This window comes from Ruegeria sp. AI2, from assembly GCF_056541275.1.
This window is the reverse complement of the sequence record NZ_JBQFYB010000023.1, coordinates 1-26,197: the sequence shown is the minus strand read 5'-3', so window position 1 is coordinate 26,197 and position 26,197 is coordinate 1. Positions and strand designations below refer to the sequence as shown.

The window sequence follows — 26,197 nt, the reverse complement described above, 5'->3', positions numbered from 1 at the left end:
ATATTTTCGTAAGTTCATCAGAAAAAGTGATGTGATTATCGTTGTCCCTGCGCTTTCGCCAACTTCAGGCTTTTCATGCCATAATGGAAACCGGAACTGTGACCGGCGCGGCCTCGGTTCTTGGGATATCGCAACCCGGCATCAGCAACCTTCTGGCACAGCTTGAACGCGAAGCGCGTCTGCCTCTGTTCGAACGGACAAAAGGCCGATTGCTGCCAACCCCTGAGGCCGAGATGCTATTTCGCGAGGTCGACACGGTCGTGCGTGGGCTGGACCACGTGGCGCAGGCCGTAACCGATTTGCAAAACAAACATCCCGGACAGTTGCAGGTTGCCGCGCCGCACCTGTTGTCCTTTGGTTTCATGCCCCGCGAGATCGCGCGGTTTGCCAAAACGCGCCCGAACCTGTCTGTCAGCTTTCAATCGCAATATTCATCCAAGATTCAGGAATGGGTCATCTCGGGCCTGTTTGAAATCGGTATTGTCGAGATGCCCATTCTGCATGACACACTGAACTATCAGGAGTTTCAGTTTGAAACACTCGCGACTTTTCCTGAGGGCAGTCCCTTGGCCGAGCACGACGTTCTGACGCCAGAGATATTGGATAACGAACCCTTCATCGTGATGGGACCGGAACACCAGACCCATCGCCGGACCCGCGACATCTTTCAGGCATCCGGTCACACATGGCGCACCCAGATACACACCCATTTGTCCGAAAACCTTCTGAGCTTTGTCAAACAGGGTATGGGGGTCGCGATGATCGACCCCTTTACCGTCACCTTTGACGAGGAGAGCGGGTATCTGACCCGCCCATTTGCGCCGCCAGTCATGCTGGATCTTGCGATCATCACGGCAAAGGGACGCCCTTTGTCCACGATTGCGCAGGAATTTCAGGCCCAGTTGACCCCGTCAATTGCCGCTTACGCGACCCATTCCGAGACCGGCGCGGCTGCTTCGTGAAGCGGCTGTGAATGAATGTCGACAAGTGTTGGGCCGTCGTGCTCGATCGCCAGTTTCAGCACGCGCGGCAGATCCTCGGGGTCTTTGACGGTCCAGGATTTGACGCCAAAGGCGGCCGCAACAGCGGCGTGGTCCGTCCGGTTGAAATCAACATTGTAATAGCGCTGACCAAATCCCGCATTTTGACCAGCCTTGATCCATCCGAAGACCGAGTTCGAGAAGACGATCGAAGTGATTGGCATATTGTGCCGAACCATCGTTTCAAACTCGCCGCAGGTGAACCCGAACGAGCCATCGCCCATGACCGACAGGGTTTTGACCGATGGCCGCCCGACATGTGCCCCCATGGCCGCGCCCAGCGAATACCCCAGCGCCCCATGTGCCCGGTTTGTGATAAATTGGCGCCCCGGTTTCCGCCAGCGGTAATATGCGCTGAAATAGGGGCAGGGGGTGCCGGGGTCAGCGACCACAATCGCGTCGTCATCCAGAATGTCCATCAAGGACGCCATGACAGCCTCGGGCCGGATCGGCGTCTCGCGACTTGCGGCCAGCGGGGCGAACGCGGTCCTCTTGGCCTCCCAAGCGGCGCGGGCTTTGGCTGCTCCGCCTTGGCTGGTCAGGTCCTGCCGGTTTTCCAGTGCCAGCACCAAAGCCTCCAGCGCCAGACGGGCATCGGCGCAGATAGCCACTTCGGTCTGGTAATTGGCGCCGATCACCATCGGATCGCTGTCGATATGGATGATCGTGGTGTTGCGTCCGGGGCTTCTCCACCGTTCCGTTGTGACCGAACCGGCGCGGCAGCCAATGAACAAAACGATATCGGCCTGATCCACGACGGCGCGGGTTGCCGGGATGCCCCCGTTCGACCCGACAACGCCCAGGGCAAGCGGGTCGGTCTCGGCAATGGACCCCTGACCCGACACGGTTGTGGCCACGGGCATGTCCAGCAGGCCTGCAACCCGGCGCAGCGCATCGGTCGCCTGGGACAAAACCGGCCCGCCACCACAGACCGCAACCGCGGATTTGGCCCCTGCAAGAATGGCAGCCGCTGCTTCGATGGCGTCCGGGTCAGGTGCGGCCCGTTCAGCGGGATAGCTGCGGTGCCTGTCATCCGCCCAGATTTCAGCCTCGTCTACCTGCCCCTTCTGCGTGTCAAACGGCAGCGCAAGATGCGTCGCACCGGGCGTGCCGGTCGTCATCGCCCTGAAGGCGGCCCGAACCATGGCCGGAAGCCGCGCTGCGTCGTCGAGGGATGTGTTCCATTTGGCCAGAGGCCGGAACAGCGCAGGCTGATCCAGTTCGGTCAACGGGTATTTGCCGCGGCTGGTCGTTGCCACATCTGACGTGATCGCAAGTATCGGAACCGAGCTTTCGTTGGCCTCGACCACTCCGGGCAAGATATAGGTCGCACCACCACCGGACGGGCCCTCGCACACGCCGGGCTTGCCGGTGACGCGGGCATAGCCATCCGCCATATAGGCCGCGTGCCGTTCATCCCGTGTCAGAATGTGCTGAATGCTGTGATCCATCCGGGCAAGGGCATCATAAAAGGGCAAAGTGGTATCGCCGCACAGGCCAAACATATGCGTCACACCATGCGCTTCGAGCATACGCACCATGGCTTCGGCTCCGGTCAGAAAATTTGTCCCTGTCATGGTTGCGAGTCCCTTGTGTCAAACCTGTGCTCAAGACTGTATACAGTTTTGTATATTGATTTCAAGCTCAGTGTGTGGCACCTGTGATTCAAACGAAGAAGGGCAGGGGTAATGGCGGGGCCGCGCGTCGAAGATATCTATGATCAGGTCAAGGCGATGGCGGTTTCGTTTCGCCTGCGCCCCGGCGACCGCCTGAACGAAGTGGCGTTGTCCAGGGATCTGGGCGTCAGCCGCACCCCGCTGCGCGAGGCGTTGAACCGTCTGGTTGCCGAACGGCTTTTCGACTTCCGCCCCGGACAAGGCTTTTTCTGCCGCCCGCTGGACGCGCAAAGCGTGTTCGACCTATTCGAACTGCGCCAGATCATCGAAACAGCGGCGGCGCGTGCGGCCTGTGCCAAGGCATCGGACGAAGACCTGCAGCTGTTGCGGGACGAGCTTTACGCAACGGGCATCGACATCACCGGTCTGACTGTCGAAGAAGCCGTCAACCGGGATGAGGCGTTTCATTTGGGTATCGCGAAGCTGTCGGGGAATATGGAACTGTTGCAAACCCTGACGCGGATCAACGACCGTATCCGCTATATCCGTTGGATTTCCATGAGCCTGGACCGCGTGCAACGCTCAAAGGACGAACACAAACGCGTCATGCAGGCTTTGATGGACCGGAACGCGGATGAGGCGGCACGGGTTCTGGCTGCACATATCTCCAAACGTATGGATCAGGTGCAGGATGCCGTGCGTCACGGGATTTCGAACATCTACATGGAAGGGTCGGACGATATTTCGACCCGTATCATCGAGGAGGTTGAGGGATGATCGCGCAGGGCGGAAAATCCATCTACGGCGCGTCTGTCGGCATTCTGATGCTGGATGCCCGCTTTCCCCGCATTCCCGGCGATATGGGCAACGCGCAGACCTGGCCCTTTGCGGTTCACTACCGCATTGTGCGCGATGCCTCGCCGGATCGGGTGGTCCGGCACAAAGCCGAAGGCATGCTCGACGTGTTCATCGACGCGGCGCAGGAGCTTGTCAAAGATGGTGTGGACGGGATTACCACCAATTGCGGGTTTCTGTCGCTGTTCCAAAAAGAATTGGCCCAGGCTGTGCCTGTTCCGGTGGCCACATCGTCCCTGATGCAGGTTGAAATGGTCAACCGCATCCTGCCGGCGGGAAAACGCGCCGGGGTTCTGACCATATCAGCCTCCACTCTGACCCAAGACCATTTGCTGGCTGCCAATGTTCCATTGGACACGCCTATCGGCACAACCGAAGGCGGGGCGGAGTTCACCCGCGCGATCCTTGGAAATGAGCTTGGCCTTGATGTGGAATTGGCCCGCAAAGACAATGTCGAAGCCGCAATGGCCCTGACATCGGAACACCCCGATCTTGGCGCGATCGTGCTGGAATGCACGAATATGTGTCCCTACGCGCCCGATATTCAGCGCGCCACAGGGCTGCCCGTGTTTTCTATCGTATCTTTCGTGACATGGTTTCAGGCCGGTCTTGTGCCGCCCACCTACTAGACAGGTGACACGGGCGCTCTGACTGACCCGCCCTAAGATGTCACAGGTTCAGGTCACCTTGTGCCGAGTTCCGGATCACCCGCTCGGCATTCGGAATGTCGTTTGAAAGCGCCCGCTCTCTTGCGGCCTGTTTGTCCAGCCCAAACCCAACCCAACGGTCGGTGAGCCGGGTTTCCAGTGTTGCAAGATCGACGCCCAGAAACACCTTGAGCGCCCATAGGGCGTGAAGGCCCGACCAGCCCGGTTCATCCAGCAAAAGGTAATTGCCTTCAACCAGAACGACCCGCTGATCAGGCGAGATCATTGATCGGGCAGCGATTGCCAGATCAAGCTTTCGGTCGAAGCCCGGAATTGCAACTTCATCTTCGGTGCGCAAACGCACAAGCAAGGCACGAAACCCGGCAAGATCGAAGGTTTCCGGCGCGCCCTTGCGCGGGAAAAGCCCACGTTCTTTCAGGATCGCGTTGTCAAAGTGAAAACCGTCCATTGGCACAAGCCCTGCTGACACGCCGCGCCGGTTCAGCTTGGCTGTGGCAAGGCTGGCAACGGTGCTTTTCCCGGATCCGGGCGGGCCGGCAATCGCGACAAGTTGCCGGTGTCGGGCCGGCGGCAGCGCCTCAACGGCGTCGACGATGCTGTCGGCCAGAACGTCAGGGGCGGTGCCGCCACCGGTCATGCAGCCTGATCCTCGGGCGGTGCGTCCTTGGCCCCGGTCATGAATGCTACGGCGTCGGACATCGAATAGTCCTTGGGGTCAATCACACACAGGCGTTTTCCCAGCCTGTGCACGTGAATCCGGTCTGCGACTTCGAAAACATGAGGCATGTTGTGGCTGATCAGGATGATCGGAATGCCGCGTGATTTCACATCCTGGATCAGTTCAAGGACTCTGCGGCTTTCCTTTACGCCCAATGCTGCTGTCGGTTCGTCCAGAATGATGACCTTGGATCCGAATGCCGCCGCGCGTGCCACGGCAACGCCCTGGCGCTGTCCACCCGACAGGGTTTCGACGGCCTGATTGATATTCTGGATGGTCATCAGACCCAATTCGCTCAGCTTTTCGCGGGCGAACTTTTCCATTGCCGGACGGTCTAGCATTCGAAGCCATGATCCCAATGGCCCCTTTCGCCGAATTTCCCGCCCCATGAACATATTGTCCGCAATCGACAGGGCAGGGGACATGGCAAGCGTCTGGTAGACGGTTTCAATACCGGCTTCACGCGCGTCGATCGGGGAATGGAAATTCACCTTTTGACCTTGCAGCCAAACATCGCCTTCGTCTGGCGTCACTGCGCCGGACACTGCCTTGATCAGAGTCGACTTACCCGCGCCATTGTCGCCGATCACTGCCAGAATCTCACCCGGCATCAGGTCAAAATCGCAGTGATCCAGCGCAGTCACCTTGCCATAGCGTTTCACAAGGTTCCGTCCTTTGAGAATGGGTTCCATCAGGCTGCTACCTTTCTGATCCACTGGTCGACCGCGACCGCTGCGATGATAAGGATGCCGATCAGCAGGAACGTCCATTGTGCATCCGCGCCCAGCAACCGAAGCCCAAGCGTAAAGACGCCCACGATCAGGGCACCGAACAGGGACCCCAGAATAGACCCGCGACCGCCAAACAGCGATATCCCTCCGATCACGACCGCCGTGATGCTTTCGATATTGGCCAGCTGGCCCGAGGTTGGCGAAACCGACCCGATCCGGCCAATCAGGGCCCAGCCCGCAAAGGCGCAGATCAGCCCGGACAGCATGTACACGGATATCAGCGTGCGGTGCACGTTGACACCAGACAGTTCTGCCGCTTCGGGGTCATCCCCGACCGCATAGACATGCCTGCCCCAGGCCGTGTGCCGCAACGCGTATGCAAGGACGAGGATCAGCGCCAGCATGAAGACCACGCCGACGGTAAACACCGCCCCGCCCACGGTAAACTTGGCACCAAACAGTTGCAGGATGGCGGCGTGTTCCTCGATCTCCTGCGACCGGATCGTTTCGTTTTGTGAATAAAGGAAATTGGCCGCAAGAACGATCTGCCACATGCCAAGGGTGACGATGAAAGGCGGCAGCTTGATGCGACTGACCAGAAACCCGTTCAAGGCTCCGATTGCCGAGCCAACGGCAAGGCCGCACACAATCGCAACCGACGGCGGCATTCCATAGCGGAAAGTGAATTGTCCCATCACAACCGACGACATCACCATGATGGCCCCAACACTCAGGTCGATGCCTGCGGTCAGGATCACAAGGCTTTGGGCCGCCGCCACGATCCCGACGATCTGAACCTGTTGCAGGATCAATGTCAGCGCAAAGGGCGAAAAGAACTTGGAGCCCAGCAAGACACCAAAGATGACGATGGCAGCGACAAGGACAATCAGCGGGACCAGCGACGGGTTCACATGCAGAAAATGCTGAACCGTTCCGACAAATCCGCGTTGGTGATCGTCAAATTCGGCAACTTGCTCTGGGCTGCCCTTTGCGGCGGTTTCGAAATCGTCGGCTTGTCGTGAAGAATCGGACATGGAACTTCCCCCAAAGCGTCAGGTTTATGACGACTTTAGCAAGGTTTCAGGCGTGTGGGTGGTTTTGACAAGTGGAAGGCCGCGTAGCGGCCTTCCACACGTTCAGCTTAACCCCAGCAGAGGTCCATGCCTTCCTGAACCGAGATGGACTCGACGCCGTCGGCGGCCTTATCCGTCACAAGCGCCACGCCAGTGTCAAAAAAGTCCTTACCGGGTGTGTTCTCGGGTTTCGTCCCTTCGTCAGCCCATTTCTTGACAGCCTCAACGCCCAGCGATGCCATCAGCAGCGGGTATTGCTGGGATGTTGCGCCGATGACCCCGTCCGCCACGTTCTGCACGCCGGGGCAGCCGCCATCGACGGAAACGATCAACACGTCATTTTCGCGTCCGATAGCCTTGAGCGCCTCGTAAGCGCCCGCTGCCGCCGGTTCGTTGATGGTATGCACCACATTGATCATCGGATCTTTGGCCAGCAGGTTCTCCATCGCGCGGCGGCCGCCTTCTTCGTTGCCAGCGGTGACATCGCTGCCAACAAGACGCGGATCGTCTTCATCGCCGATCACGTTCGGATCGGCCAGATCAACACCGAACCCCTGCAAGAACCCCTGATTGCGAAGCACATCCACAGTGGGCTGGCTGACCGCAAGGTCCAACGTGGCGATTTTGGCGTCATTCGCCGCATCACCCAACGTGGCCTTTGCCCATTGTCCGATCAGAAGCCCCGCAAGGAAGTTGTCCGTGGCAAAGGTCGCGTCGGCCGAGTCGATAGGCTCAAGCGGGGTGTCCAGCGCAATCACCAGCAGCCCGGCATCGCGGGCCTGCTGCACCGCCGGAACGATGGACGACGTATCCGACGCGGTCAGCAGGATACCCTTTGCGCCATCCAGAATGCAGGTTTCGATGGCCTGAACCTGAGTTTCGTGGTCGCCGTCGACTTTGCCGGCAAAGGCCTTCAGCGTCATGCCAAGCTCTTCGGCTTTAGCGGTCGCACCCTCTCTCATTTTAACAAAGAAAGGGTTGGTATCCGTCTTGGTGATCAGGCAAACGGTTTCACCTTCGGCCATTGCACTGCTTGCCATGGCCGAAACCGCCAGCGCCGTGGCGCCTGCAAGTTTCGCAAGTTTCATCGGTAGTCCTCCCAGTTTTCCCAATGCCCGTCAGGGCATACGTTTGACCGGGCGAAAACCGGCCCGATCGAACGTGAAAACCATCACAAGATTCGAATTTCGAGTCAATAAATAAATCACTCTTATTTATTATTGACAGAAAGGAAGGGTTTCAACATTGTCGTCATGAAGGGGATGGCCGTGTCTGCAATGAACTCTTTGGACAATACCACTGGCGTACGCGAGCCAGATATGCGCGGCACCAACCAAAGTGGAATGCGGGCCCGAAATGAACGGCTTGTCCTGTCACTGGTCCGGCGCCATCAGGCCCTCGCAAAATCTGAAATCGCGCGGATGACCGGGCTGTCGGCGCAGACGGTCTCGGTCATCATGCGCCAGTTGGAAACCGATGGGCTGCTTCTGCGGGGCGAACCGATCCGGGGAAAAGTCGGGCAGCCCTCGGTTCCCATGTGCCTGAACCCGGATGGCGCTTATTTCTTTGGGCTCAAAGTCGGGCGGCGCAGTACCGAATTGGTGCTGACGGATTTTCTTGGCAATGTCAGGCACCGTGAGCGGCGGACCTACGATTTTCCGACGCCCGAGGCGACATTGAGCTTTTCCAAGGAAAGCCTCGACAAAGTGATGGCGTCACTGTCGCCCGAGGCGCGCAGCCGGATCGCGGGTCTTGGGATTGCGATGCCGTTCTACCTTTGGGACTGGGCGCAGACATTGCAGGTTCCGCAGGAGAAAATGGATCCGTGGCGTGACGCGGACCTGAAAGGCGCGCTGGCCGCAAGCTATGACTTGCCGGTATTCCTGCAAAACGACGCAACGGCCGCCTGCGGTGCCGAGCTGGTGTTTGGCCCTGCGGAAGGCCCACGAGATTTCCTGTATTTTTATGTGGGCTTCTTCATCGGAGGCGGGGTGGTTCTGAACGGCTCCATCTTTTCAGGGCGGGGAAATGCCGGTGCGCTTGGTCCATTGCCTGTGCCGGACGACGCAGGCGGAGTGAAACCATTGATAGATGTCGCCAGTCTTTATGTGCTGGGGCGCGCAGTTGGTGGGAATGCCGAAACAGCCGGCTCAATCTGGGAAACGACACAGCATTGGGACATACCGGAAACCCACCTTGAGAACTGGTTGAAACAGGCGGCGCACGGGATCGCACATGCCATCGTCTCGTCTTGCAGCCTGATCGACTTCGAATCTGTCAAGATTGATGGCTGGATGCCCGCAGGCATCAAGGCGCGGCTGGTGGAATTGGTCGAGGTCAAACTATCTGACATGAACCTGACCGGGCTTGAACGGCCCTTGGTGCAGGTGGGGACGGCAGGCCCGGATGCCCGCTCATTGGGCGCGGCCAGTTTGCCATTGTCGGAAAGATACCTGCTCGAAGGGTAGGTTCATTCCCGAAAAACCCTGACCGTTATCCAAAGCGGATCCGCCGGAAATAGGGCATTGCCCGCTAAACTTTTTGACAGCCAGCGCAATTGATCGTTGACGGATGCCGAAGAAGTCTGGCAAGCCGCTCGGCATGTCCGGTTCCGGGGCGTGCTCTGGAATCAATAGGGAATGCGGTGCGGGCTTTGGCCCAATTCCGCAACTGCACCCGCAACTGTAAGCGGCGAGCAGGGCTGAAGTGCCACTGGTGTTAATCCGGGAAGGCCAGCCCAACGCTTTGACCCGCAAGTCAGGATACCTGCCGGACATGTGCCTTTGACAAGGGCACTCCTAATCGGCGACGGGATGTGCGTCGGAGCAGGATGCTTGAAAAAGCAGCTTAGCTTGGACATCCCCGCAGTCAAAACGCATCTCGTACCGGGGTTGGTGCGATGGGACAAGGACGACTATTGATGACCAAGCTGCTTTCCGCAGCCGCTGTGGCGATAGCGCTTCCAGCGATGGCAAATGCGCATTTCCTGCTGGAATACACCGCTGACACCATGATCGACGCACCGGGGAATGTTCCGGTCAAGCTGATCTTTTGGCATCCGTTCTCGAACGGGCATGTCATGGATCTGGACAAGCCGCAGGAATTCTACGTGATCCACAACGGTCAGAAAACCGATCTGCTGGATACCCTGGAACCCGTACGTTTCACCGGTGGCGAAAACGAAGGCGCGGCATTCAAAGGTTATGTTCCCGTCAAACGGTCGGGCGACTATGTGCTGGTGACAGTTCCCCAGCCCTATTATGAGGGATCTGAGGATATCTATATCCAGCAGATCGCCAAGGCATTCCTGAACCGCAATGAACTGCCGACCGACTGGATGAACCCGGTGGGCCTGCCGGTTGAGATCATCCCGCTCAACAAACCAACCAACATCATCGCGGGTTCGACGTTTACAGGTCGGGTTATGGCCGAAGGCCAACCGGTTGCGGGTGCCGAGATCGAGATCGAGTACATGGCCGCAGAACCGGACATGGAAAGCGCGGCCGCCTCGGCCCCGTCGGTCTCGCCGATGCCGGGTGGTGCATTGGTCGCAACTTCGGATGATAACGGGTATTTCACGTTTGGCGTTCCAAAAGCCGGATATTGGGGATTTGCGGCGCTCGGCGCCGGTCCCGTGACCAAACACAACGGCAAAGAACTCAGCCAGGACGCGGTCATCTGGATCCGCGCCTGGGATTTGGAGTAACCGTAGATGCACATCGTTGACGGAGCCTTGTCCAACCCTGTCGTGATCGGCGGAGCCGTCGCTGCTGCGGGTGGGATTGCCATGGGCCTCAGGTCGCTGGATCTTGATCGCATCCCCACTGCGGGGGTGCTGTCTGCCAGCTTTTTCGTGGCATCGCTGATCCATGTGCCGATTGGCCCTTCGTCAGTGCATCTGATCCTCAACGGAATGGCCGGGCTTTTGTTGGGCTGGGCCGCATTCCCGGCCCTGTTCGTCGGGCTTTTGCTGCAGGCCGTCTTCTTTGGCTTTGGCGGGTTGACGGTATTGGGGATAAACACCCTGAACATCGCGTTGCCCGCGGTTTTGGCCGGACTGATCTTTGGCCGCCTGATCGCCCATGGCTCACCTCTGCATGGTGCGATATGGGGCGGGGTCGGTGGTGCCTTTGCCATCGCCGCTACAACCGGCATGGTTGCGTTTTCACTGGCCCTGTCCGGGGATGCATTCCTGCCAGCGGCCAAGCTTGTTTTCTTTGCACATATTCCTGTCATGGCGATCGAGGCGATCCTGACCGGGTTCGCGGTTTTGCTGGCGCGCAAGGTCAAGCCCGAGCTGTTTGTCAAAGGAGCGGCCGCGTGAGGTACCTGGCGATCATTCTGGCGCTGTGCTGCGCACCCGTACCTGCCTTGGCGCATAAGGTCATAGCCGGAGTGTTTGAATCCGGTGACGCCATCGAAGGCGAAATCGGCTTTTCCAACGGCGACATGGCAAGCGGGGCCGAGGTCATCGTCAACGGCCCGGATGGATCCGAGCTGGGCCGTATCGTAACAGATGCAGACGGGTTCTTTATCTACACGCCAAACGCGCCGGTGGCCCATACTTTCTTTGCAAACCTTGGTGCCGGGCATGTGGCCGAGGTTACCATGCCCGCTGCGGATGTCGCCCGGATCATGGGCGTTGAAGCGGAACCCGACACCGCGCCGACAAACGCACCTGCCCAGACAGCGGCGGTGCTCAGCGATGAACAACAACAGGTCATTGCCAGGGCCGTGCGGGATGAGCTGCGCCCGCTGCGTCGGGAAATAGCGGCTTACCGCGAACAAAATGACCTGCAAACTGTTCTGGGTGGGATCGGATATATCGTCGGTCTGTTCGGTTTGGGCTTTTATTTTGCGGCACGCCGCAAGCTGGCGGCCTGATGGCTCACGTTCTGGGGCAACAGGAAAACACGCTGATCAAAGCGGGCGCGCAGCGGCGCGGCGCGATCAACCCGCTTGATCCAAGGATGCGGATCGTGATGACGGTTGTCTTCGCGGTGGTGACTGTGGCGGTGTCCTCGCTGACGGCGCTGTGCGCGGCTTTGGCGGTGTCCCTTTCGCTTCTTGCCGCCTCGCGTCTGCCCTGGCGGAAAACGTTGAAACGCATGGCCATGATGGATGGGTTCATCCTTTTCATGCTGGTGCTGTTGCCATTCTCCATGCCCGGCGACCCGATGTTCACGCTCTGGGGGTTTCCCGCAAGCTGGCAGGGTTTCTGGAAAGCGGTCGAGATTGCTCTGACGGCCAACGCGGTCATCCTGTCCCTTATGGTGCTGGTCGGCACGATGGAGCCGGTCACGCTTGGCCACGCCCTGCACCGCCTGCGCTGCCCCGAAAAGCTGGTTCACCTTCTGATGTTCACCATCCGCTATATCGAGGTTCTGCGGGAAGAATACCTGCGCCTGCGCGCGGCCATGAAGGTACGCGGTTTTCGCCCGGCAACAAACTGGCACACCTATCGTAGTTTTGGCTATCTCGTGGGCATGATGCTGGTGCGCGCGATCGAAAGATCCGAACGCATACTTGATGCGATGAAATGCCGGGGGTTTTCAGGCCGTATGCTGCTGCTTCAGGACTTTGCCCTGACCCGAAGGGACATCGTTTTTGCCGCAGGTCTTGGTGCCCTTTGCGCGGGTCTGATCATACTGGATTTGGCATGACACTGATTGCGCTTGAAGATATCTGCTTTGCCTACCCTGGTCAGCCACCCGTTCTGGACGGTGCCAGCCTCAGCCTGTCCGCCGGTCAACGCCTGTCGCTGACGGGTCCGAACGGGGCGGGAAAATCGACCTTGCTGCGCATCACGCTTGGCTTGCAGCGCCCACGGTCCGGCACGGTCACGATCTTTGGTCAGCAAAGGGTGCAAGAGGCCGATTTTCACGACGTACGCCGCCGGGTGGGGCTTGTGTTTCAGGATGCGGATGATCAGTTGTTCTGCCCGACCGTCGCCGAGGATATCGCCTTTGGCCCGCTCAACCTGGGCAGAACGCGCGACGAAGCGCTTGCCATCGTTGAAAACGTATTGAGTGATCTGGACCTGATGCATCTGAAGAACCGCATCACCCACAAATTGTCAGGGGGTGAAAAACGGCTGGTTACGCTGGCGACCGTTCTGGCGATGGAGCCCGAGGTTCTGCTGCTTGATGAACCCACCAACGCGCTGGACCCACGGAACGAGGCCCGGCTGCTGGAAATCCTCCGGGAATTGCCGCAAGCGATCCTTCTTGTCAGCCATTCCCCGGCCTTCCGTGCCGAACTGGCACCGGATGCGCTCGATTTGCGAGACGGAAAACTGGTTGCTGTCTGACAGGACCAATCCGGGTTCAGCTGTGCCGCTTTCGGCTCATAAGCCCATATCTGACCGCCCATGCCCGAAACGACAGACGTCTGCGCCGGTCCTGTTTCACCGGGTGTTTTGATTGCGCGCCACCTTTTCGGTTGAACTCGAAAACGTCGATGATGCGCTCGGCGCAACCGCAGGCTTCGCCCATGCCAACTTTGGCAAAGTAGAATTTTTCGAAACGTTCCGGGTTTTGCATGGCGCCCCTCCTGTTCAAGCGTAACCGCAAAAGCCTAGTGCCGCCAAATCACTTTGCTGCGGCCACAGGGGGCTGCTATGGCGCGGCGAAGGCGCTTCCCGTCCAGACATTGTCCAATTGATTGAAAACCGGCGAGGTGATGAGCATCTCGGCAGGGTACAGCAATTGCAGCTCATCCGCGAACCGCGTGACGCCGGGTACAAGCCCGGTGATGTTCTGCCACGCGGCCCAGCTGCCGGGATCGGACAGGCTGGTGGGATTGCCGGGATCAGCCGCCTGGTGCCAACCGGCCGCATTCAGGATCGGTGTAAGGGCAAAGCGCGCATCGTTGCTGTCAACCTCGGAACAGGCAGCAGCATCGCATTCCCAGCTTGTCCAGTCTGCCGCCGCGATGGTCCCGGCAATCGGGGCGGCGGCGTCGATGACCCGTGCCAGAACCTCGAACCCGCCACCCGCAGTCGGACGGCTGAGCGACAGGGGGTCGGTGGCCACGGCATGCAGCGCCGCAGTTGGTGCGAGGCTGAGGGTCCGACCGATCAAAGCCAGCTGTGCAATACCGTCGGTCACGGGGCCAGATCCGGCGGTCGGCAGGACCCTGACAGGTGTCAGGATCGGCACCGCTCCGCCACGTATCGCGATTTCCTGCAACGCATTGTCGAAGGCCGGTACGAAATCACTGCGGATCGTGAAGCTCAGCGGGAAACTGGCCTGCTGCGGACCTACGGGCCTTGCACCGTCGCGGGTGATGAAAGACATCGGCGGAACGGCTCCGGGCTGCGGCAGCGAAATCTGCGGTCCCGCGATACCCAAAGCGGCCGCGATCATGCGTGCGCGCTGTTCGGCCTCACCATACTCGCTCAGCAGATTGATATAGCCGCCGATCTCGGTGATGTTGCGCGGCGCAGGGATGCGCGATGGTGCGATGTCGCCCGCAATGGCAAGCCTATGGGCAATCACCTCACGGGCACGCTGGATCGCCGGAGAGTTGGTCGTTTCAAGAATGTTGATGATCGCCTCGGCAAGGCTTTCATCAATTCCCGGTTTGTCCGTCACATTTGTGCTCGTGTCACTCATTGTCGTCCTCCGCAGGGGCGTTCAGGCCATTGAGGAAATCCAGCACCGACTGGCTGCCGGCCTTGGTCGCGCTGCCGTCATCAGCATCCGCATTTGCCTTGGTGAAGGCCCCGAAAAGCTTGGCCAGAAGCAGCGTGTTGGATGGGTTGGCCAAAGCAGCAGCCCCGCCGGGGAAATCCTTGAACAGGTTTTGAACGAAACCGGCCCGGTTGCCATCCGATTGCCCGCCGATCAGCGCGGAAACACCCGAGGCGTTCTTGGCGATATCCTCAAACCCCTTGATCTTGGCGGCATTGCTGGCGTCGAATGCTTTCTTGTCAGCGGCGGCCTTCTTGGCCTCTTCCTCTTTGCGGGCGGCAGCGATTTCCTGACCTTTACCCGCAAGTTCCGTGGCCTTTCCAACCAGCTCCTTGGTCAGATCCGTCGCCGTGTCGATGGCCTTGTCCCGACCAGCGGCAACCGATTGCGTTTCAAGCGCCAGTTGCGCTTGCAATTCCTTCAGGCCCGTCAGATCGGTTCCCGCCCGCGCAAGATCGGGCGCAGCCTTGAGGATTTCGGCCAGTTGCGACGTGGGCACAGCCTGGCCGGTGCCAATGTCGCCCCCTGCAATGGTCAGCGTGTTCGAAGGCTGGTTGTTCGGCAGGTCTGACGGCGCACGTGTACCAAAGATGGCGTCACTGTCAGCAGGCAGGACCGGCGCGTCGCCAACCGGCGGCGGTGTCGGGCTGTCCTGCCAGTTCCAGAAGCGGCGGTGGTCGATCATCTCGCAGGAATTGCAGCGGCCCAGAACGGCCTCGCCCAGCAGTCCTCTGGTCGGCAGTGAAATCGTGCGGCGCGGTGGCCGGAAATCCTCGCGATGGAAGGCCAGCAGACTGTCCTGAATATCACCGGTCCGCATCTCCATCCGGTCGGCCAGATCGGGCGGGATCGAGAAGGGCATGATCATGGCATTGCCATAGAACCCCAGCACCTTGTTCTGGACGGTGCTGAGCAGCGATATCTCGCTTGAGGCATCGTCGAGCCCGCCTTCCGGTACCCCGATGGTGAAGCGTTCCAGCAGGATCGCACGTTCTTCGTCCGTCATGCTGGCCCAGATCACGCGGGAATAGCGAACGGTGTTGGCCACAACATGCTGGTACATCTCTTCGATGCGGCGCAGATCCCGGCGTGACAGAACGTCAGGCACCTCCTGCACGGAATAGGGCAGGGTGGCAGGTAGTGCCTGGAACGTGTTGTCATCAACAACGGTCTGGGCGTTTTCATTCATACGCGCCTCAAACTCGCTGACCATGGGTGGACCTACCAGATCGTCAAAGTCCGAGCCCGAGATCGTGGTGCGAAGGCTGCGGTTGATATTGCGGGTGGCCCGATCCAGATCGTCGGCATCTTCCAGATTGGCCAGATGTTCCCAGATGTTGAAAATATTGATGGGATCAGGACCGGTGTAGAACGAATAGGCAAACGAACCCGTCCGCCTGCGAAGCTCAACACGCGCGATATCCGACCGCTCGACCGAACGGGGCAAAGTCACAGACCCGGTATAGGTCCGGCGCTTGGTCGGATCACGCCGCGCATCAGCCAGCCGGACAAGCAGGTTCTCGCGTGTTTCCGCTGGCAGGTCATGCAGGTTGTCGATGTCTATCGGCGATCCGGTCAGCGGAACAGGTCCGACCCGGTCGCCATCCTGCGTGAAGATCACGACAGAAATGTCATCATTGGGCATGAACGTGCCCTGCGCCTCGAAACTGACGATGTCCTGTGCGACGCCGGGCGCGTTCTGCGGTGTTGCGTCTTTGTCCGCATAAAACTCTTCCAGCAGCTTCAGTGCGCTGCGGAATCTGCGGCGGCTTCGGAACACGCGCCGGAACACTTCGGCATGGCGCAGGATGACCTTGTACCGGCTCAGCAATCCGGACCGGGTGACATTGCCCGGCAACTGATCGCCTTGCCCCAGACGGCGGAAGCGGATGAGTTGCATGGGCACAAAGACCACCAACTGCACCCCCTCGATACGCGTTTCCAGGGAAAAGTCGCGCAGAACTTCGAACCATTGCATGGTCATTGCGTGGCAATGATTGCGGTTGGCCACGAATTTCGTTGTGGCCGTCCGCCGATCCGTCGCAGTTGCAGTGCGCACACTGGTCCGTGCAGAATTGCGCTTGACCGAAGCCGCCCGTTCAAGCGCGGCAGAGAATGTCTCATGCGTGTCGGACAGAAAATCGCGTGATGTGTTCTGTGTGTTGGACGAATTGCCGGATGAATTCGAACTGGACCGTGCGCCGCTGAAGCCCACGCCGCCGACGATGGCCCCGATGCCTCCGAACAGGCCGCCACCAACGCCACCTGCGCCCCCGAAGCTTTTTGAAAATGCGCGGGTCGAAAACGAGGACGTGCCCTGAATCACCTCATCCAGCGCGCTTTCAAACGTACTGTCAAAGGACGTGTCGCGGGCTTCCTCGAATTCCTGTTGCTCTTCAAATGTCAGGCTCTCTCGTTCACGTACGCTCAGTGTTTCGCGCTGTTCCGACACGACAATCCGTTGCTCTTCTCCCGGGGCAAGCGGCAGGGAATAGACCAGCCGACCCAAAGACATGCCAGCATGGACAGCCGTCGACCGCATCTTGGCAATATAGCCAAGCGCAAGGCTCGACGCTTTGGGCACATCCTGCGGCCGTTCTTCAAGATCTTCAAAGAAGTCCTCGATATCGATGGGTTCATCAATCGGAATCCGGTCCCGAAAATCCCAATCACCCCCGTCATTGTTGAACGCGGCCAGCAGCGTTTCGGCTGACAGATTGGCCTGAGCAAAGGTTGTGCCCGGAATAGTCGTCACAAAGCGGCCACCGCCTATGGGGCGCGTTCGAACGATATTCTTGGGCCCTACGAGCGGATCAATCAGCCGGTACAGAACCGAATAGCGCCGCCGTGAAACCGTGCCGCCTTCGGTTCGGTACTCCGACGCGCAATCGCCTTCGCCCAGCACGATAGGGGCCTGCGAACCGGTGAAATCGGATATGTTTTCTTCAGCATCCTCGGGATCCACAGGCAAGATATCGGCCAGCTCACCGACGATCGAACGCTGCAAAGGCAGGAGCGTGCGATCCAGCACCACAAGACCCATTTCGCCGTCCAGCGCGTCAACGCGCGGCACGGCTTCTGTCAGGGTCGTGTTTTGACCCCTGATCCGCAACCGGAGGCCGTTCTGCGGCAGGCGGAGATTGGGCAGATCAACCGAGAAGAGACCGCGCGCGTCCGTGACGGCGGCTTTGACAGCCCACGAGAAATCCGCGTTGTCGATCCCTTCATTGGCGGTAAAGGTGGGGCGCAGGACCTCGACGATCACGCGTTCGGCAGGGTTCCCGTCCGGGTTGATCAGTTCCCCCCGCAGTTTCGGGGCAAGGGTGGGAACGACCGCCCCCAGAAAGCCTCCGGCCAGATCTTCGCGAATGGTTGCAAGCTGGCGAAAAACCGCGCCTGTCGACTGAACGCGCCGGTCGACCAGATCGTTGATCACTTCCGCAGAAAGCTCAATTCCGACGCCGCGGCGCAATGCCTTGAGCTTTTCCGCCTCAACCCGCTTCTGATCCTCAACGCTGTGCGCGCCAGCTGCGACAGTGCCGGAAATTTCCGCTGATATCGATGGGTTTGGCCGAAGATTTGGTATGGACAGCGTTATGCGCGGGGGCTCACTGCTGGAGTCGGACATGAACGTCACCTCTCAAGAAAGAGCTGAAAAAAACGAGATGTCAGAAAAAGAAGTCAAATCATTAAAGGTGACCTAAGGTAACATGTTTGGAGGATTCGCGGAAGCAACGCAGGGTTGTGCCTACCGCCACGCGCGGCAAAGCGCTCAGGACAAGCACTGTGTCTCTTGCTGCTGACGGTATCCAGAATTGGTCAGAGCTGGACGAATAACCTGCCCGGAAACATCGGCATCCAAATCGCCTTTGGTCTAGTTTCGTGACTGCTGAGACGAATAGAAATACGCAATGGCCTGCGTTCGGTTTTTGACACTCAGCTTTTCGTAGATGTTGGACAGGTGAAACTTGACCGTGTTTGTCGAAATCTGAAGTTCCTTCGACAGGTCCCGGTTCGACATTCCCTGCGCCAGCGCCTCCAGAATTGCGCGCTCCTTACGCGACAGGCTCTGGATCGGGTCCTGTTGCATTTTACGGATATCGATGAACGGGAACACCATCTTACCCGCTGCAACTTTGGCGCAGGTTTCCAGCAGACCCTCAACCTCGCCCGTGCGGGCGGCAAATCCAGCCGCACCCGCCTGCATCGCCAATCGCGGGACATCGCCGCCAGTGTCGCCATAAACGACAAAGCGCGGGGCGTTGGGCTGATCGCGCAGAACCTCGATCAGTTTGGCGGCCCCTAAAACCGGAAGCGTCCAGTCGACGACACCAACCTGAACGGGAACCCGCATCACCGTTCCCAGAAACCCTTCGGCCGTTGCTGACGTGGCCATCAGCGAGAATCGGGGGTCCCGCTCGAATATTTCGGACATGGCCGACAGAACCAGCGGGTTGCCGTCCGCCAGCATGATGTCGATGGGTTTGTTCGGTGTCTCAACCATATGATTTTGCCCCGATTCCGGAAAAACCTACCCATAAGGATAGGGCGTTTCTTTGTATACCTTCGTATTTTTACCAAAACGGGTAGGTGCTGACCCATCCTATTGGCCATCCAAAAGCAGTAGTAAGTTACGTTGCGTCATAAGGCAAGCTCGCGTTTCCTGCTCGGTAACTTGACACAACGGGCCGCAATGCCCGGCCAACAGCCGAGGATGCCAGACCATGACTTTTCAGATTTTCCCTCCGCTCGAAATCCCTCAGACCCTCGCTGCGGGGCCGGGGCCGGGCAACACAGATGCGCGCGTCCTCAAGGCCTTTGCCGATGCAGGCGTTGCCGATCACATGCAGGGGGACGTCCTTAGGGGGATGGTCGAATGCAAGCACATGCTGCGGAAAATCTGGGGTACCCAAAACGCCTATACCTTTGCTGTTGCCGGCACCGGTTGGAGCGCCCTGGACACCATGTTTTCGGCCGTCATGCCTGGCGATAAGGTCGTTGCTTTTGCCAACGGGACATTCTCGGGGATCGACGCGCTGACCCTGCGGATCAAGGCGGCGACGCCCGAAGAACATGCAGCCAACCCGATGGCACCTCAGGCCGCCAGCGTCACCGTGATCGAGGTTCCGCACGGCCAGCCGGTCACCGGTGATCTGGTCGAGGCGACGCTGGCGCAGCACAAACCGAAATGGGCTTTCATGGCGCATTGGGAAACCGGATCGGGCCGCATCAATGACCTGCGCGGATTTTCCGACGCGTGCGAACGTCATGGCGCGATGGGTCTGATCGATGCGGTGTCGTCTCTGGGCGTCGATGACTTCTCGATAGACGATTTTCCGGGTATCGCCGGATGGGCGTCCTGCCCGCAGAAAGGTCTGTGTTGCTTGCCGCTGACCTATGCCCCTGTCAGCTTTACCGACGGCTATATCACCTCACTGAAAACCACCGGTGCCTATACCTATGTGCACAATCCCATCTTTGAGGCCCGCCATTGGGGCATTGTCGATGGGCAGGATGTTGAAAAGGGCACCTATCACCGCACCCATTCGGGCTACGCCGTTGCGGCCTTCCATGAATCCCTGCGCCTGACCCTTCAGGAAGGTCTGGCCAAGCGGTCCGCGTCGTACAAGACGCACGAGAAGGTTCTGCGGGACGCCGTCACCGAAATGGGCTGCGAGGTCACCTCCGACATGCCCAGCCTGATCGTGCTGAACCTGCCCCCGGAACTGGCTGGCCGCGAGATGGAGCTGGTCCAGAACTGCCGCGCGCGCGGGTTTGGCATCTGGCCGACGCTCAGCGCACCCGTGCAGGTGCGCATCGGCATCCTCAACCAATTGAACCGCGACGCCGTCAGCCGGATCGTGCGCCTGTTCGCCGAAGCCATCCGAGAATTGGGCGGAACGGTCGACCAAGACGCAATCGAAGACCTGCTGGAAAGCCGTTACGGCACCTCAATCGCTGCATAAACAGGAGCGGATCAGATGGATATTCACGAGTATCAGGCAAAGGAAATTCTTTCGAATTTCGGTGTCGCCATACCGTCCGGCGCACTGGCCTACAGTCCGGAACAAGCGGCCTATCGGGCGCGTGAGCTGGGCGGTGACAAATGGATCGTCAAGGCGCAGGTCCATGCAGGCGGTCGCGGCAAGGCCGGAGGGGTCAAGCTGTGCAACACCGAAAACGAAATCTATCAGGCCTGCGATGATCTGTTTGGCCGCAAGCTGGTCACGCACCAGACCGGCCCCGAAGGCAAAGGCATCTATCGCGTCTATGTCGAAGCCGCTGTGCCGATCGACCGCGAGATCTATCTGGGTTTTGTCCTCGACCGGTCCAGCCAAAGGGTGATGATCGTGGCCTCGTCCGAGGGCGGGATGGAGATCGAGGATATCTCGGCTGACCGCCCGGAAAGCATCGTCCGCTCCATCGTGGAACCGGCGGTTGGGCTTCAGGAATTTCAGGCGCGCGAGATCGCATTCAATCTCGGGCTTGAACCCAGGCTGATCCAGCAAATGGTTCGTACGCTACAGGGCTGCTATGCCGCTTTTAGCGAGCTTGACGCGACAATGGTCGAGATCAACCCGTTGGTCATCACGGGTGACGACCGGGTTCTGGCGCTTGACGCCAAGATGAGCTTTGACGACAACGCCCTGTTCCGCCATCCGCAAATCTCTGAACTGCGTGACAAAAGCCAGGAAGACCCGCGCGAAAGCCGCGCAGCCGACCGCGGCCTGTCTTATGTCGGGTTGGACGGAAATATCGGCTGCATCGTCAATGGTGCCGGTCTGGCGATGGCCACGATGGACACGATCAAGCTGGCCGGTGGCGAGCCTGCAAACTTCCTCGACATCGGCGGCGGGGCCTCGCCCGAACGTGTGGCCAAGGCGTTTCGTCTGGTCCTGTCGGACGACAATGTTCAGGCCATTCTGGTCAACATCTTCGCCGGTATCAACCGCTGCGACTGGGTGGCTGAAGGCGTCGTTCAGGCGCTGCGGGAACTTGACCTTGATCTGCCCGTCGTCGTGCGGCTGGCTGGGACAAATGTCGAAGAGGGTCAGAAGATTCTGGCCAAGTCCGGCCTGCCGATCATTCGCGCCACAACGCTGATGGAGGCGGCAGAACGCGCTGTTGGCGCATGGAAAAACGACCTAACTCAAGGCACCAAGATGAGGGCTGTGAAATGAGCATTCTTCTCGACCGTGACTCGCGCGTCATCGTGCAAGGCATCACCGGCCGCATGGCCCGGTTCCATACCAAGGACATGTTGAACTATGGCACCAATGTCGTGGGCGGCGTCGTACCTGGCAAAGGCGGGGAAACCGTCGAAGGTGTTCCGGTCTTTGACACCGTCAAACAGGCTGTCGAGGCGACCGGCGCGGATGCCAGCCTTGTTTTTGTGCCCCCGCCTTTTGCGGCTGATTCAATCATGGAGGCCGCAGATGCCGGTATCCGCTACTGCGTCTGCATCACCGACGGGATTCCGGCGCAGGACATGATCCGGGTGAAGCGGTACATGTACCGCTATCCGAAAGAGAAACGCATGGTGCTGACCGGGCCGAACTGTGCCGGTACGATCTCGCCCGGAAAGGCGTTGCTGGGCATCATGCCGGGTCACATCTATCTGCCCGGCCATGTCGGCATCATCGGCCGCTCGGGCACGCTGGGCTATGAGGCTGCGGCGCAGCTGAAAGAACGCGGCATCGGTGTCTCGACCAGTGTCGGGATTGGTGGCGACCCGATCAACGGGTCATCCTTCAAGGACATCCTGCAGCGGTTCGAAGAGGACGAGGACACCCATGTCATCGCCATGATCGGCGAGATCGGCGGCCCACAGGAAGCTGAAGCTGCCGAATACATCCGCGACCACATCACCAAGCCGGTGATTGCCTATGTCGCGGGGCTGACCGCCCCGAAAGGCCGCACCATGGGCCACGCGGGTGCGATCATCTCGGCCTTTGGCGAAAGCGCCAGCGAAAAGGTCGAGATCCTGTCCGCCGCCGGGGTGACCGTTGCCGAAAACCCCGCGGTGATCGGTGAAACAATTGCCCGTGTGATGGAGGCCGCGTGATGGTCAAACCCTCGGTTCTTGTGACCCGTCGCTGGCCTGCCGCCGTCGAGGCGCAGCTGGCCGAGACCTATAATGCCGTTCTGAACACCGGGGACAAACCCATGTCCCCGGCCGATATCCGGCAAGCCTTGAAAACTTATGACGCGGTGCTGCCAACTGTAACGGACACACTGAGCGCGGAGGCAATGGATGTCCCTGGTGCACAGACAAAGATCCTTGCCAATTACGGTGTAGGATACAGCCACATCTGTGAACCTTCGGCGCGTGAGTTGGGCATGACCGTGACGAACACGCCCGATGTTCTGTCCGAATGCACCGCCGACATCGCCATGACCCTGCTGCTGATGGTGGCCCGGCGCGCGGGCGAGGGTGAGCGCGAGCTTCGGTCCGGCAACTGGACCGGATGGCGGCCCACGCATCTGGTTGGAACCAAGGTCAGCGGCAAAACGCTGGGCATCATCGGCTATGGCCGCATCGGGCAAGAGATGGCCCGCCGTGCGCATCATGGCTTCGGCATGGACATCCTCGTCTACAACCGCAGTCAGATAGCGCCGGATGTGCTGGCCAGGTGCAATGCAACGCAGGTGGCCTCGATTGACGACTTGCTGCCGCAATGCGACTTCGTCTCGCTGCATTGCCCCGGCGGGGCTGAAAACCGCCATCTGATCAACGCGCGCAGACTGGGCCTGATGAAGCCCGACGCCTTTCTGATCAACACCGCGCGCGGTGAGGTGATCGACGAATGGGCGCTGATACAGGCCCTGATGTTCGAGATGATCGGCGGGGCCGCGCTGGACGTGTTCGATGGTGAACCCCGTATCAGCCCGGACCTGCTGCAATGCGACAACCTCGTGATGCTGCCACATCTGGGCAGCGCCACCCGCGAAGCGCGCGAGGCGATGGGGTTTCGGGTTCTCGATAACCTGAATGATTTCTTTGAAGGCCGCGAACCCCGGGACCGCGTGATCTGATGCAAGCGCTGGCCCCGAATATTCAGCCCACCCCCAACCCCTCGAGCTATGCCGAAGGGTTGCGCTCGGAATTGCGGGCGTTGTGGCGGAATATATTGCTGAAACGGGCGCCACATGTGGCGGCATGGGCCGAGGCCACGCCGCTGCAAGCCATTCCCACGGGACCCGAAGCAACGCCGTATTTGCAGGCCCTTTCGATCTGGTTCCAATTGTTGTGCATCATCGATGAAAACGCCGAGGTTCGGGACCGTCGATTGACCGAAACCCAAAACGGCGCAGAAGCGGTAGAAGGCGGTTTTGCCGAAGCCCTGACGGACTTGTCCCTGACCTATAGCCAGGTTGAAAAGCTGACCGCTAACCTGTGTACCGGTCCCACGCTGACCGCGCATCCGACCGAAGCCAAGCGGGTTACGGTTCTGGAAATTCACCGGCGTATCTACCGCAACCTCGTCAGTCTTGAAACGCAACGCTGGACCCCGACAGAACACGCCGAATTGCTGAATGGTCTGGAAGGAGAGATTGATCTCTTGTGGCTGACCGGCGAACTCCGCCTGTCGCGCCCAAGCCTGCACGACGAGATCGAATGGGGGTTGCAGTTCTTCCGCGATGCAATCTTTGATGCCGTGCCGCAGGTTATGGGCCGGTTCGATCAGACCTGCCTGCAAGTGCTGGGTCGTACGCTGAGCGATACACCCGATATCCGCTTTCACAGCTGGATCGGCGGCGACCGGGATGGCAACCCGAATGTCACGACCGAGATGACCGCATTGGCGCTGAAACGCGGACGCGAAACAGTTCTGGACCTATATCGCCAGGCACTCGAACGTGCCGCAAGCAGGTTAAGCATCAGCGCGCTGATATTGCCTTTACCTGAACCTGTCAGGACGCAAGTACAAGCGATAGTCGACCGGGCTCCGGTCGCCGGACGCAATCGGAATGAACCGTTCCGGCAAGCACTCAGTGCCATTCGCTATCGGCTGACAAACAGCGGCTATGATCACATCTCGCAATTCGTGGGCGATCTCGACACGCTTGATACCGCTTTATGTGCGGTCAACGCGGATATTCTGGCGCGGCAGCACATCCGTCCGCTGCGCCGGGCCGCTTCGGTTTTCGGGTTCCAGACCACAACGCTGGACATCCGCCAGAATTCGACCGTCACAACCGACGTTCTGGCCGAAATCTGGTCGCATAGCGGAAAGGTGCCGGTTTACGGCACAGCCGAATGGTCTGCCCGCTTGCGAACCGAACTGGCCGATCAGAACCTGCCCTATCAAAACCGCGACGCGTTAAGCGATCAGGCGCGGGAACTGCTTGCTCTTCTGGGTCTGGTCCATGGTGTGCGATCGGGACCGGACCCCAAGGCAATAGGGCCCTTCATCCTGTCCATGACCCGTTCGGCCGACGACATTCTCGGCATCTACCTATTGGCCCGCTATGCCGGGTTTGGGTCCGAAACTCTGGATCTTTCGGTAGTCCCATTGTTCGAGACAATTGCCGATTTGCGAAATGCCCCATCGATCCTGCTGGACGTTTTGGCTGTTCCGCTTGCCCGTCGCAGCCTCAAAACCGACGGTCGGGTAATCGAGGTGATGCTGGGATATTCGGACAGCGGCAAGGACGGGGGCTATTTCTGCTCAACATGGGAATTGGAGCGCGCCCAACGCCGGATCGTCTCGGCGCTGGCCTCGCAAGGTTTCAAGGCCACGTTTTTCCATGGTCGCGGCAGCTCGGTCAGCCGGGGCGGCGCACCGACAGGGCGTGCCATCGCCGCGCAGCCCAGCGGAACAGTTGCCGGGCGGCTGCGCGTGACCGAACAGGGCGAGGTGGTTTCGGCCAAATATGCCAACCGGGGCACGGCTGCCGCGCATCTGGAGTTGTTGCTGTCAAGCACGATGCGCCATACGGCGACCCCTGACGAGGCGCCTTCACGGCCTGAATTTGATGACGCATTGGATGCTTTGTCAGAGTTGTCACAGACAGCCTATGTCTCACTTTTGCAGATGCCGGGTTTTCTGGACTATTTCCAGCAGGCTAGCCCCGTCCAAGAACTTGCCCGCCTGAAAATGGGGTCCCGCCCGACACGCCGGTTTGGCGCGGCCAGTCTGGATGACCTGCGGGCCATTCCATGGGTCTTTGCGTGGTCGCAGAACCGCCACCTGATCACCGGCTGGTACGGGTTCGGCACCGCCATGGCCAGTTTTCGCAAGTTTCGCGGCGCGCGCGGTGATGACGTGTTGCACGACATGTTTCGACACTCCCGCCTGTTCCGCCTTGCCGTCGATGAGATGGAAAAATCGCTCTATCAGACGGATATGGAAATCGCAGCGCAGTATGGCGAATTGGTCTCTGATATCGAGATCCGCCAACGTGTATCGCAGGTGATCAAGGCGGAATACGATCGTGCCTGCAAAGCGATCCGGTTTCTGACCGGTGGTCAGGTCATCGGCCATCGCTTTCCCCGCCTTTGCGAGAGGTTTGACCGCAAACAGGCCGAATTGGCCCGCATTCATGCTCTTCAGGTCGAACTGCTGCAACACGCCCGCAACGAACCGCAGGCAGGGTCAGTTCCCGTGCCCCTGCTGCAATCCATGAACGCCATTTCCGCTGGCCTTGGCTGGACCGGCTAACCATTTTCAGGAGACCAAAACTGTGAACGCCCCGCATCGAACAGACGGATTTTTCACCCAGTCCTTGTCGGACCGCGATCCTGAGCTTTTTGGCTCGATCCGGTCTGAGCTGGGTCGTCAGCGCGACGAGATCGAG

General features: G+C 59.5%; 23 protein-coding genes and 1 riboswitch. Of the genes, 14 read left to right on the top strand and 9 right to left on the bottom strand.

Going from position 1 to position 26,197, the window contains the following annotated elements; all coding sequences use genetic code 11:
• The first annotated feature begins 41 nt into the window (after positions 1–41).
• Complete coding sequence (locus ACR0LL_RS20275) at positions 42–962, top strand: LysR family transcriptional regulator (RefSeq protein ID WP_480589041.1); 921 nt, start codon at positions 42–44, stop codon at positions 960–962.
• Here the strand turns inward: ACR0LL_RS20275 and ACR0LL_RS20270 are convergent.
• Positions 923–2,617: a thiamine pyrophosphate-binding protein gene (locus ACR0LL_RS20270; protein ID WP_480589039.1), complete on the bottom strand. Its 1,695-nt coding sequence runs from the start codon at positions 2,615–2,617 to the stop codon at positions 923–925. The genes ACR0LL_RS20275 and ACR0LL_RS20270 overlap by 40 nt on opposite strands.
• A gap of 111 nt (positions 2,618–2,728) precedes the next feature.
• Here ACR0LL_RS20270 and ACR0LL_RS20265 point away from each other — a divergent pair, with 111 nt between their 5' ends.
• Positions 2,729–3,433 carry a GntR family transcriptional regulator gene (locus tag ACR0LL_RS20265; RefSeq protein WP_480589037.1) on the top strand — a complete coding sequence of 235 codons (705 nt, stop codon included), beginning with the start codon at positions 2,729–2,731 and terminating at the stop codon, positions 3,431–3,433.
• Positions 3,430–4,140, top strand: a complete 711-nt coding sequence (locus ACR0LL_RS20260) for an aspartate/glutamate racemase family protein (protein WP_480589035.1) — start codon at positions 3,430–3,432, stop codon at positions 4,138–4,140. The genes ACR0LL_RS20265 and ACR0LL_RS20260 overlap by 4 nt, the downstream gene beginning before the upstream one ends.
• A gap of 40 nt (positions 4,141–4,180) precedes the next feature.
• On the opposite strand, the gene ACR0LL_RS20255 is transcribed toward ACR0LL_RS20260, so the two are convergent.
• From ACR0LL_RS20255 to ACR0LL_RS20240, 4 genes are all read right to left on the bottom strand, one after another.
• The gene (locus tag ACR0LL_RS20255) at positions 4,181–4,816 is read right to left on the bottom strand and encodes a nucleoside/nucleotide kinase family protein (RefSeq protein WP_480589033.1); all 636 of its coding nucleotides are present in this window, start codon (positions 4,814–4,816) and stop codon (positions 4,181–4,183) included.
• Entirely contained in the window at positions 4,813–5,589 is a 777-nt protein-coding gene (locus ACR0LL_RS20250; protein WP_480589031.1) for an ATP-binding cassette domain-containing protein, read from the bottom strand. The genes ACR0LL_RS20255 and ACR0LL_RS20250 overlap by 4 nt, the downstream gene beginning before the upstream one ends.
• Positions 5,589–6,662 (bottom strand): ABC transporter permease, encoded by a 1,074-nt coding sequence (locus tag ACR0LL_RS20245; protein ID WP_480589029.1) that lies wholly within the window; start codon positions 6,660–6,662, stop codon positions 5,589–5,591. Before ACR0LL_RS20245 ends, ACR0LL_RS20250 begins: the two co-directional genes overlap by 1 nt.
• A 107-nt stretch (positions 6,663–6,769) precedes the next feature.
• A complete protein-coding gene (locus ACR0LL_RS20240) occupies positions 6,770–7,741 on the bottom strand; it encodes a substrate-binding domain-containing protein (protein ID WP_480589057.1) in 972 nt (323 codons plus the stop codon).
• Positions 7,742–7,963: 222 nt separating this feature from the next.
• On the opposite strand from ACR0LL_RS20240, the gene ACR0LL_RS20235 reads away from it, so the two are divergent.
• From ACR0LL_RS20235 to ACR0LL_RS20210, 6 genes are all read left to right on the top strand, one after another.
• Positions 7,964–9,169 (top strand): ROK family transcriptional regulator, encoded by a 1,206-nt coding sequence (locus tag ACR0LL_RS20235; protein WP_480589055.1) that lies wholly within the window; start codon positions 7,964–7,966, stop codon positions 9,167–9,169.
• A gap of 121 nt (positions 9,170–9,290) precedes the next feature.
• A riboswitch (cobalamin riboswitch) is annotated at positions 9,291–9,489 on the top strand.
• A gap of 132 nt (positions 9,490–9,621) precedes the next feature.
• The gene (locus ACR0LL_RS20230) at positions 9,622–10,407 is read left to right on the top strand and encodes a DUF4198 domain-containing protein (RefSeq protein WP_480589027.1); all 786 of its coding nucleotides are present in this window, start codon (positions 9,622–9,624) and stop codon (positions 10,405–10,407) included.
• 6 nt (positions 10,408–10,413) lie between these two features.
• Entirely contained in the window at positions 10,414–11,025 is a 612-nt protein-coding gene (cbiM, locus tag ACR0LL_RS20225; protein WP_267367867.1) for a cobalt transporter CbiM, read from the top strand.
• A complete protein-coding gene (locus ACR0LL_RS20220) occupies positions 11,022–11,585 on the top strand; it encodes a cobalt ABC transporter permease (protein WP_480589025.1) in 564 nt (187 codons plus the stop codon). Before cbiM ends, ACR0LL_RS20220 begins: the two co-directional genes overlap by 4 nt.
• Positions 11,585–12,364 carry a cobalt ECF transporter T component CbiQ gene (cbiQ, locus tag ACR0LL_RS20215; protein ID WP_480589023.1) on the top strand — a complete coding sequence of 260 codons (780 nt, stop codon included), beginning with the start codon at positions 11,585–11,587 and terminating at the stop codon, positions 12,362–12,364. Before ACR0LL_RS20220 ends, cbiQ begins: the two co-directional genes overlap by 1 nt.
• The gene (locus ACR0LL_RS20210) at positions 12,361–13,011 is read left to right on the top strand and encodes an energy-coupling factor ABC transporter ATP-binding protein (RefSeq protein ID WP_480484875.1); all 651 of its coding nucleotides are present in this window, start codon (positions 12,361–12,363) and stop codon (positions 13,009–13,011) included. Before cbiQ ends, ACR0LL_RS20210 begins: the two co-directional genes overlap by 4 nt.
• Before the next feature lie 16 nt (positions 13,012–13,027).
• Here the strand turns inward: ACR0LL_RS20210 and ACR0LL_RS20205 are convergent, their stop codons facing one another.
• From ACR0LL_RS20205 to ACR0LL_RS20190, 4 genes are all read right to left on the bottom strand, one after another.
• Complete coding sequence (locus tag ACR0LL_RS20205) at positions 13,028–13,243, bottom strand: hypothetical protein (protein WP_209599428.1); 216 nt, start codon at positions 13,241–13,243, stop codon at positions 13,028–13,030.
• Positions 13,244–13,318: 75 nt separating this feature from the next.
• Positions 13,319–14,317 carry a hypothetical protein gene (locus ACR0LL_RS20200; protein WP_480589021.1) on the bottom strand — a complete coding sequence of 333 codons (999 nt, stop codon included), beginning with the start codon at positions 14,315–14,317 and terminating at the stop codon, positions 13,319–13,321.
• Positions 14,310–18,023, bottom strand: a complete 3,714-nt coding sequence (locus tag ACR0LL_RS20195; RefSeq protein ID WP_480589019.1) for a hypothetical protein — start codon at positions 18,021–18,023, stop codon at positions 14,310–14,312. Before ACR0LL_RS20195 ends, ACR0LL_RS20200 begins: the two co-directional genes overlap by 8 nt.
• A 246-nt stretch (positions 18,024–18,269) precedes the next feature.
• On the bottom strand, positions 18,270–18,899 hold the full coding sequence (locus ACR0LL_RS20190) for a response regulator transcription factor (RefSeq protein WP_267365646.1): 630 nt from the start codon (positions 18,897–18,899) through the stop codon (positions 18,270–18,272).
• A gap of 220 nt (positions 18,900–19,119) precedes the next feature.
• Here ACR0LL_RS20190 and ACR0LL_RS20185 point away from each other — a divergent pair, with 220 nt between their 5' ends.
• Genes ACR0LL_RS20185 through ACR0LL_RS20165 form a run of 5 tightly spaced genes read left to right on the top strand, consistent with a single transcriptional unit; the run spans position 19,120 to position 26,061 of the window.
• Positions 19,120–20,361, top strand: coding sequence for a pyridoxal-phosphate-dependent aminotransferase family protein (locus ACR0LL_RS20185; protein WP_480589017.1), 1,242 nt, complete (start codon positions 19,120–19,122; stop codon positions 20,359–20,361).
• A 15-nt stretch (positions 20,362–20,376) separates the two neighbouring features.
• Complete coding sequence (locus tag ACR0LL_RS20180; protein WP_267365650.1) at positions 20,377–21,576, top strand: malate--CoA ligase subunit beta; 1,200 nt, start codon at positions 20,377–20,379, stop codon at positions 21,574–21,576.
• A complete protein-coding gene (sucD, locus tag ACR0LL_RS20175) occupies positions 21,573–22,460 on the top strand; it encodes a succinate--CoA ligase subunit alpha (protein ID WP_209508187.1) in 888 nt (295 codons plus the stop codon). Before ACR0LL_RS20180 ends, sucD begins: the two co-directional genes overlap by 4 nt.
• Complete coding sequence (locus ACR0LL_RS20170) at positions 22,460–23,431, top strand: 2-hydroxyacid dehydrogenase (protein WP_480484870.1); 972 nt, start codon at positions 22,460–22,462, stop codon at positions 23,429–23,431. Before sucD ends, ACR0LL_RS20170 begins: the two co-directional genes overlap by 1 nt.
• On the top strand, positions 23,431–26,061 hold the full coding sequence (locus tag ACR0LL_RS20165) for a phosphoenolpyruvate carboxylase (RefSeq protein WP_480589015.1): 2,631 nt from the start codon (positions 23,431–23,433) through the stop codon (positions 26,059–26,061). The genes ACR0LL_RS20170 and ACR0LL_RS20165 overlap by 1 nt, the downstream gene beginning before the upstream one ends.
• Positions 26,062–26,197: the final 136 nt, after the last annotated feature.

Coding starts and splice junctions, on each gene's coding strand:
- ACR0LL_RS20235 (WP_480589055.1), top strand. CDS start 7,964: ATGGCCGTGTCTGCAATGAACTCTTTGGACAATACCACTGGCGTACGC.
- ACR0LL_RS20260 (WP_480589035.1), top strand. CDS start 3,430: ATGATCGCGCAGGGCGGAAAATCCATCTACGGCGCGTCTGTCGGCATT.
- ACR0LL_RS20265 (WP_480589037.1), top strand. CDS start 2,729: ATGGCGGGGCCGCGCGTCGAAGATATCTATGATCAGGTCAAGGCGATG.
- ACR0LL_RS20210 (WP_480484875.1), top strand. CDS start 12,361: ATGACACTGATTGCGCTTGAAGATATCTGCTTTGCCTACCCTGGTCAG.
- ACR0LL_RS20205 (WP_209599428.1), bottom strand. CDS start 13,243: ATGCAAAACCCGGAACGTTTCGAAAAATTCTACTTTGCCAAAGTTGGC.
- ACR0LL_RS20230 (WP_480589027.1), top strand. CDS start 9,622: ATGACCAAGCTGCTTTCCGCAGCCGCTGTGGCGATAGCGCTTCCAGCG.
- ACR0LL_RS20250 (WP_480589031.1), bottom strand. CDS start 5,589: ATGGAACCCATTCTCAAAGGACGGAACCTTGTGAAACGCTATGGCAAG.
- ACR0LL_RS20195 (WP_480589019.1), bottom strand. CDS start 18,023: ATGTCCGACTCCAGCAGTGAGCCCCCGCGCATAACGCTGTCCATACCA.
- ACR0LL_RS20245 (WP_480589029.1), bottom strand. CDS start 6,662: ATGTCCGATTCTTCACGACAAGCCGACGATTTCGAAACCGCCGCAAAG.
- ACR0LL_RS20255 (WP_480589033.1), bottom strand. CDS start 4,816: ATGACCGGTGGCGGCACCGCCCCTGACGTTCTGGCCGACAGCATCGTC.
- sucD (WP_209508187.1), top strand. CDS start 21,573: ATGAGCATTCTTCTCGACCGTGACTCGCGCGTCATCGTGCAAGGCATC.
- ACR0LL_RS20185 (WP_480589017.1), top strand. CDS start 19,120: ATGACTTTTCAGATTTTCCCTCCGCTCGAAATCCCTCAGACCCTCGCT.
- ACR0LL_RS20240 (WP_480589057.1), bottom strand. CDS start 7,741: ATGGCAAGCAGTGCAATGGCCGAAGGTGAAACCGTTTGCCTGATCACC.
- ACR0LL_RS20200 (WP_480589021.1), bottom strand. CDS start 14,317: ATGAGTGACACGAGCACAAATGTGACGGACAAACCGGGAATTGATGAA.
- ACR0LL_RS20170 (WP_480484870.1), top strand. CDS start 22,460: ATGGTCAAACCCTCGGTTCTTGTGACCCGTCGCTGGCCTGCCGCCGTC.
- ACR0LL_RS20270 (WP_480589039.1), bottom strand. CDS start 2,617: ATGACAGGGACAAATTTTCTGACCGGAGCCGAAGCCATGGTGCGTATG.
- ACR0LL_RS20180 (WP_267365650.1), top strand. CDS start 20,377: ATGGATATTCACGAGTATCAGGCAAAGGAAATTCTTTCGAATTTCGGT.
- ACR0LL_RS20165 (WP_480589015.1), top strand. CDS start 23,431: ATGCAAGCGCTGGCCCCGAATATTCAGCCCACCCCCAACCCCTCGAGC.
- cbiQ (WP_480589023.1), top strand. CDS start 11,585: ATGGCTCACGTTCTGGGGCAACAGGAAAACACGCTGATCAAAGCGGGC.
- cbiM (WP_267367867.1), top strand. CDS start 10,414: ATGCACATCGTTGACGGAGCCTTGTCCAACCCTGTCGTGATCGGCGGA.
- ACR0LL_RS20190 (WP_267365646.1), bottom strand. CDS start 18,899: ATGGTTGAGACACCGAACAAACCCATCGACATCATGCTGGCGGACGGC.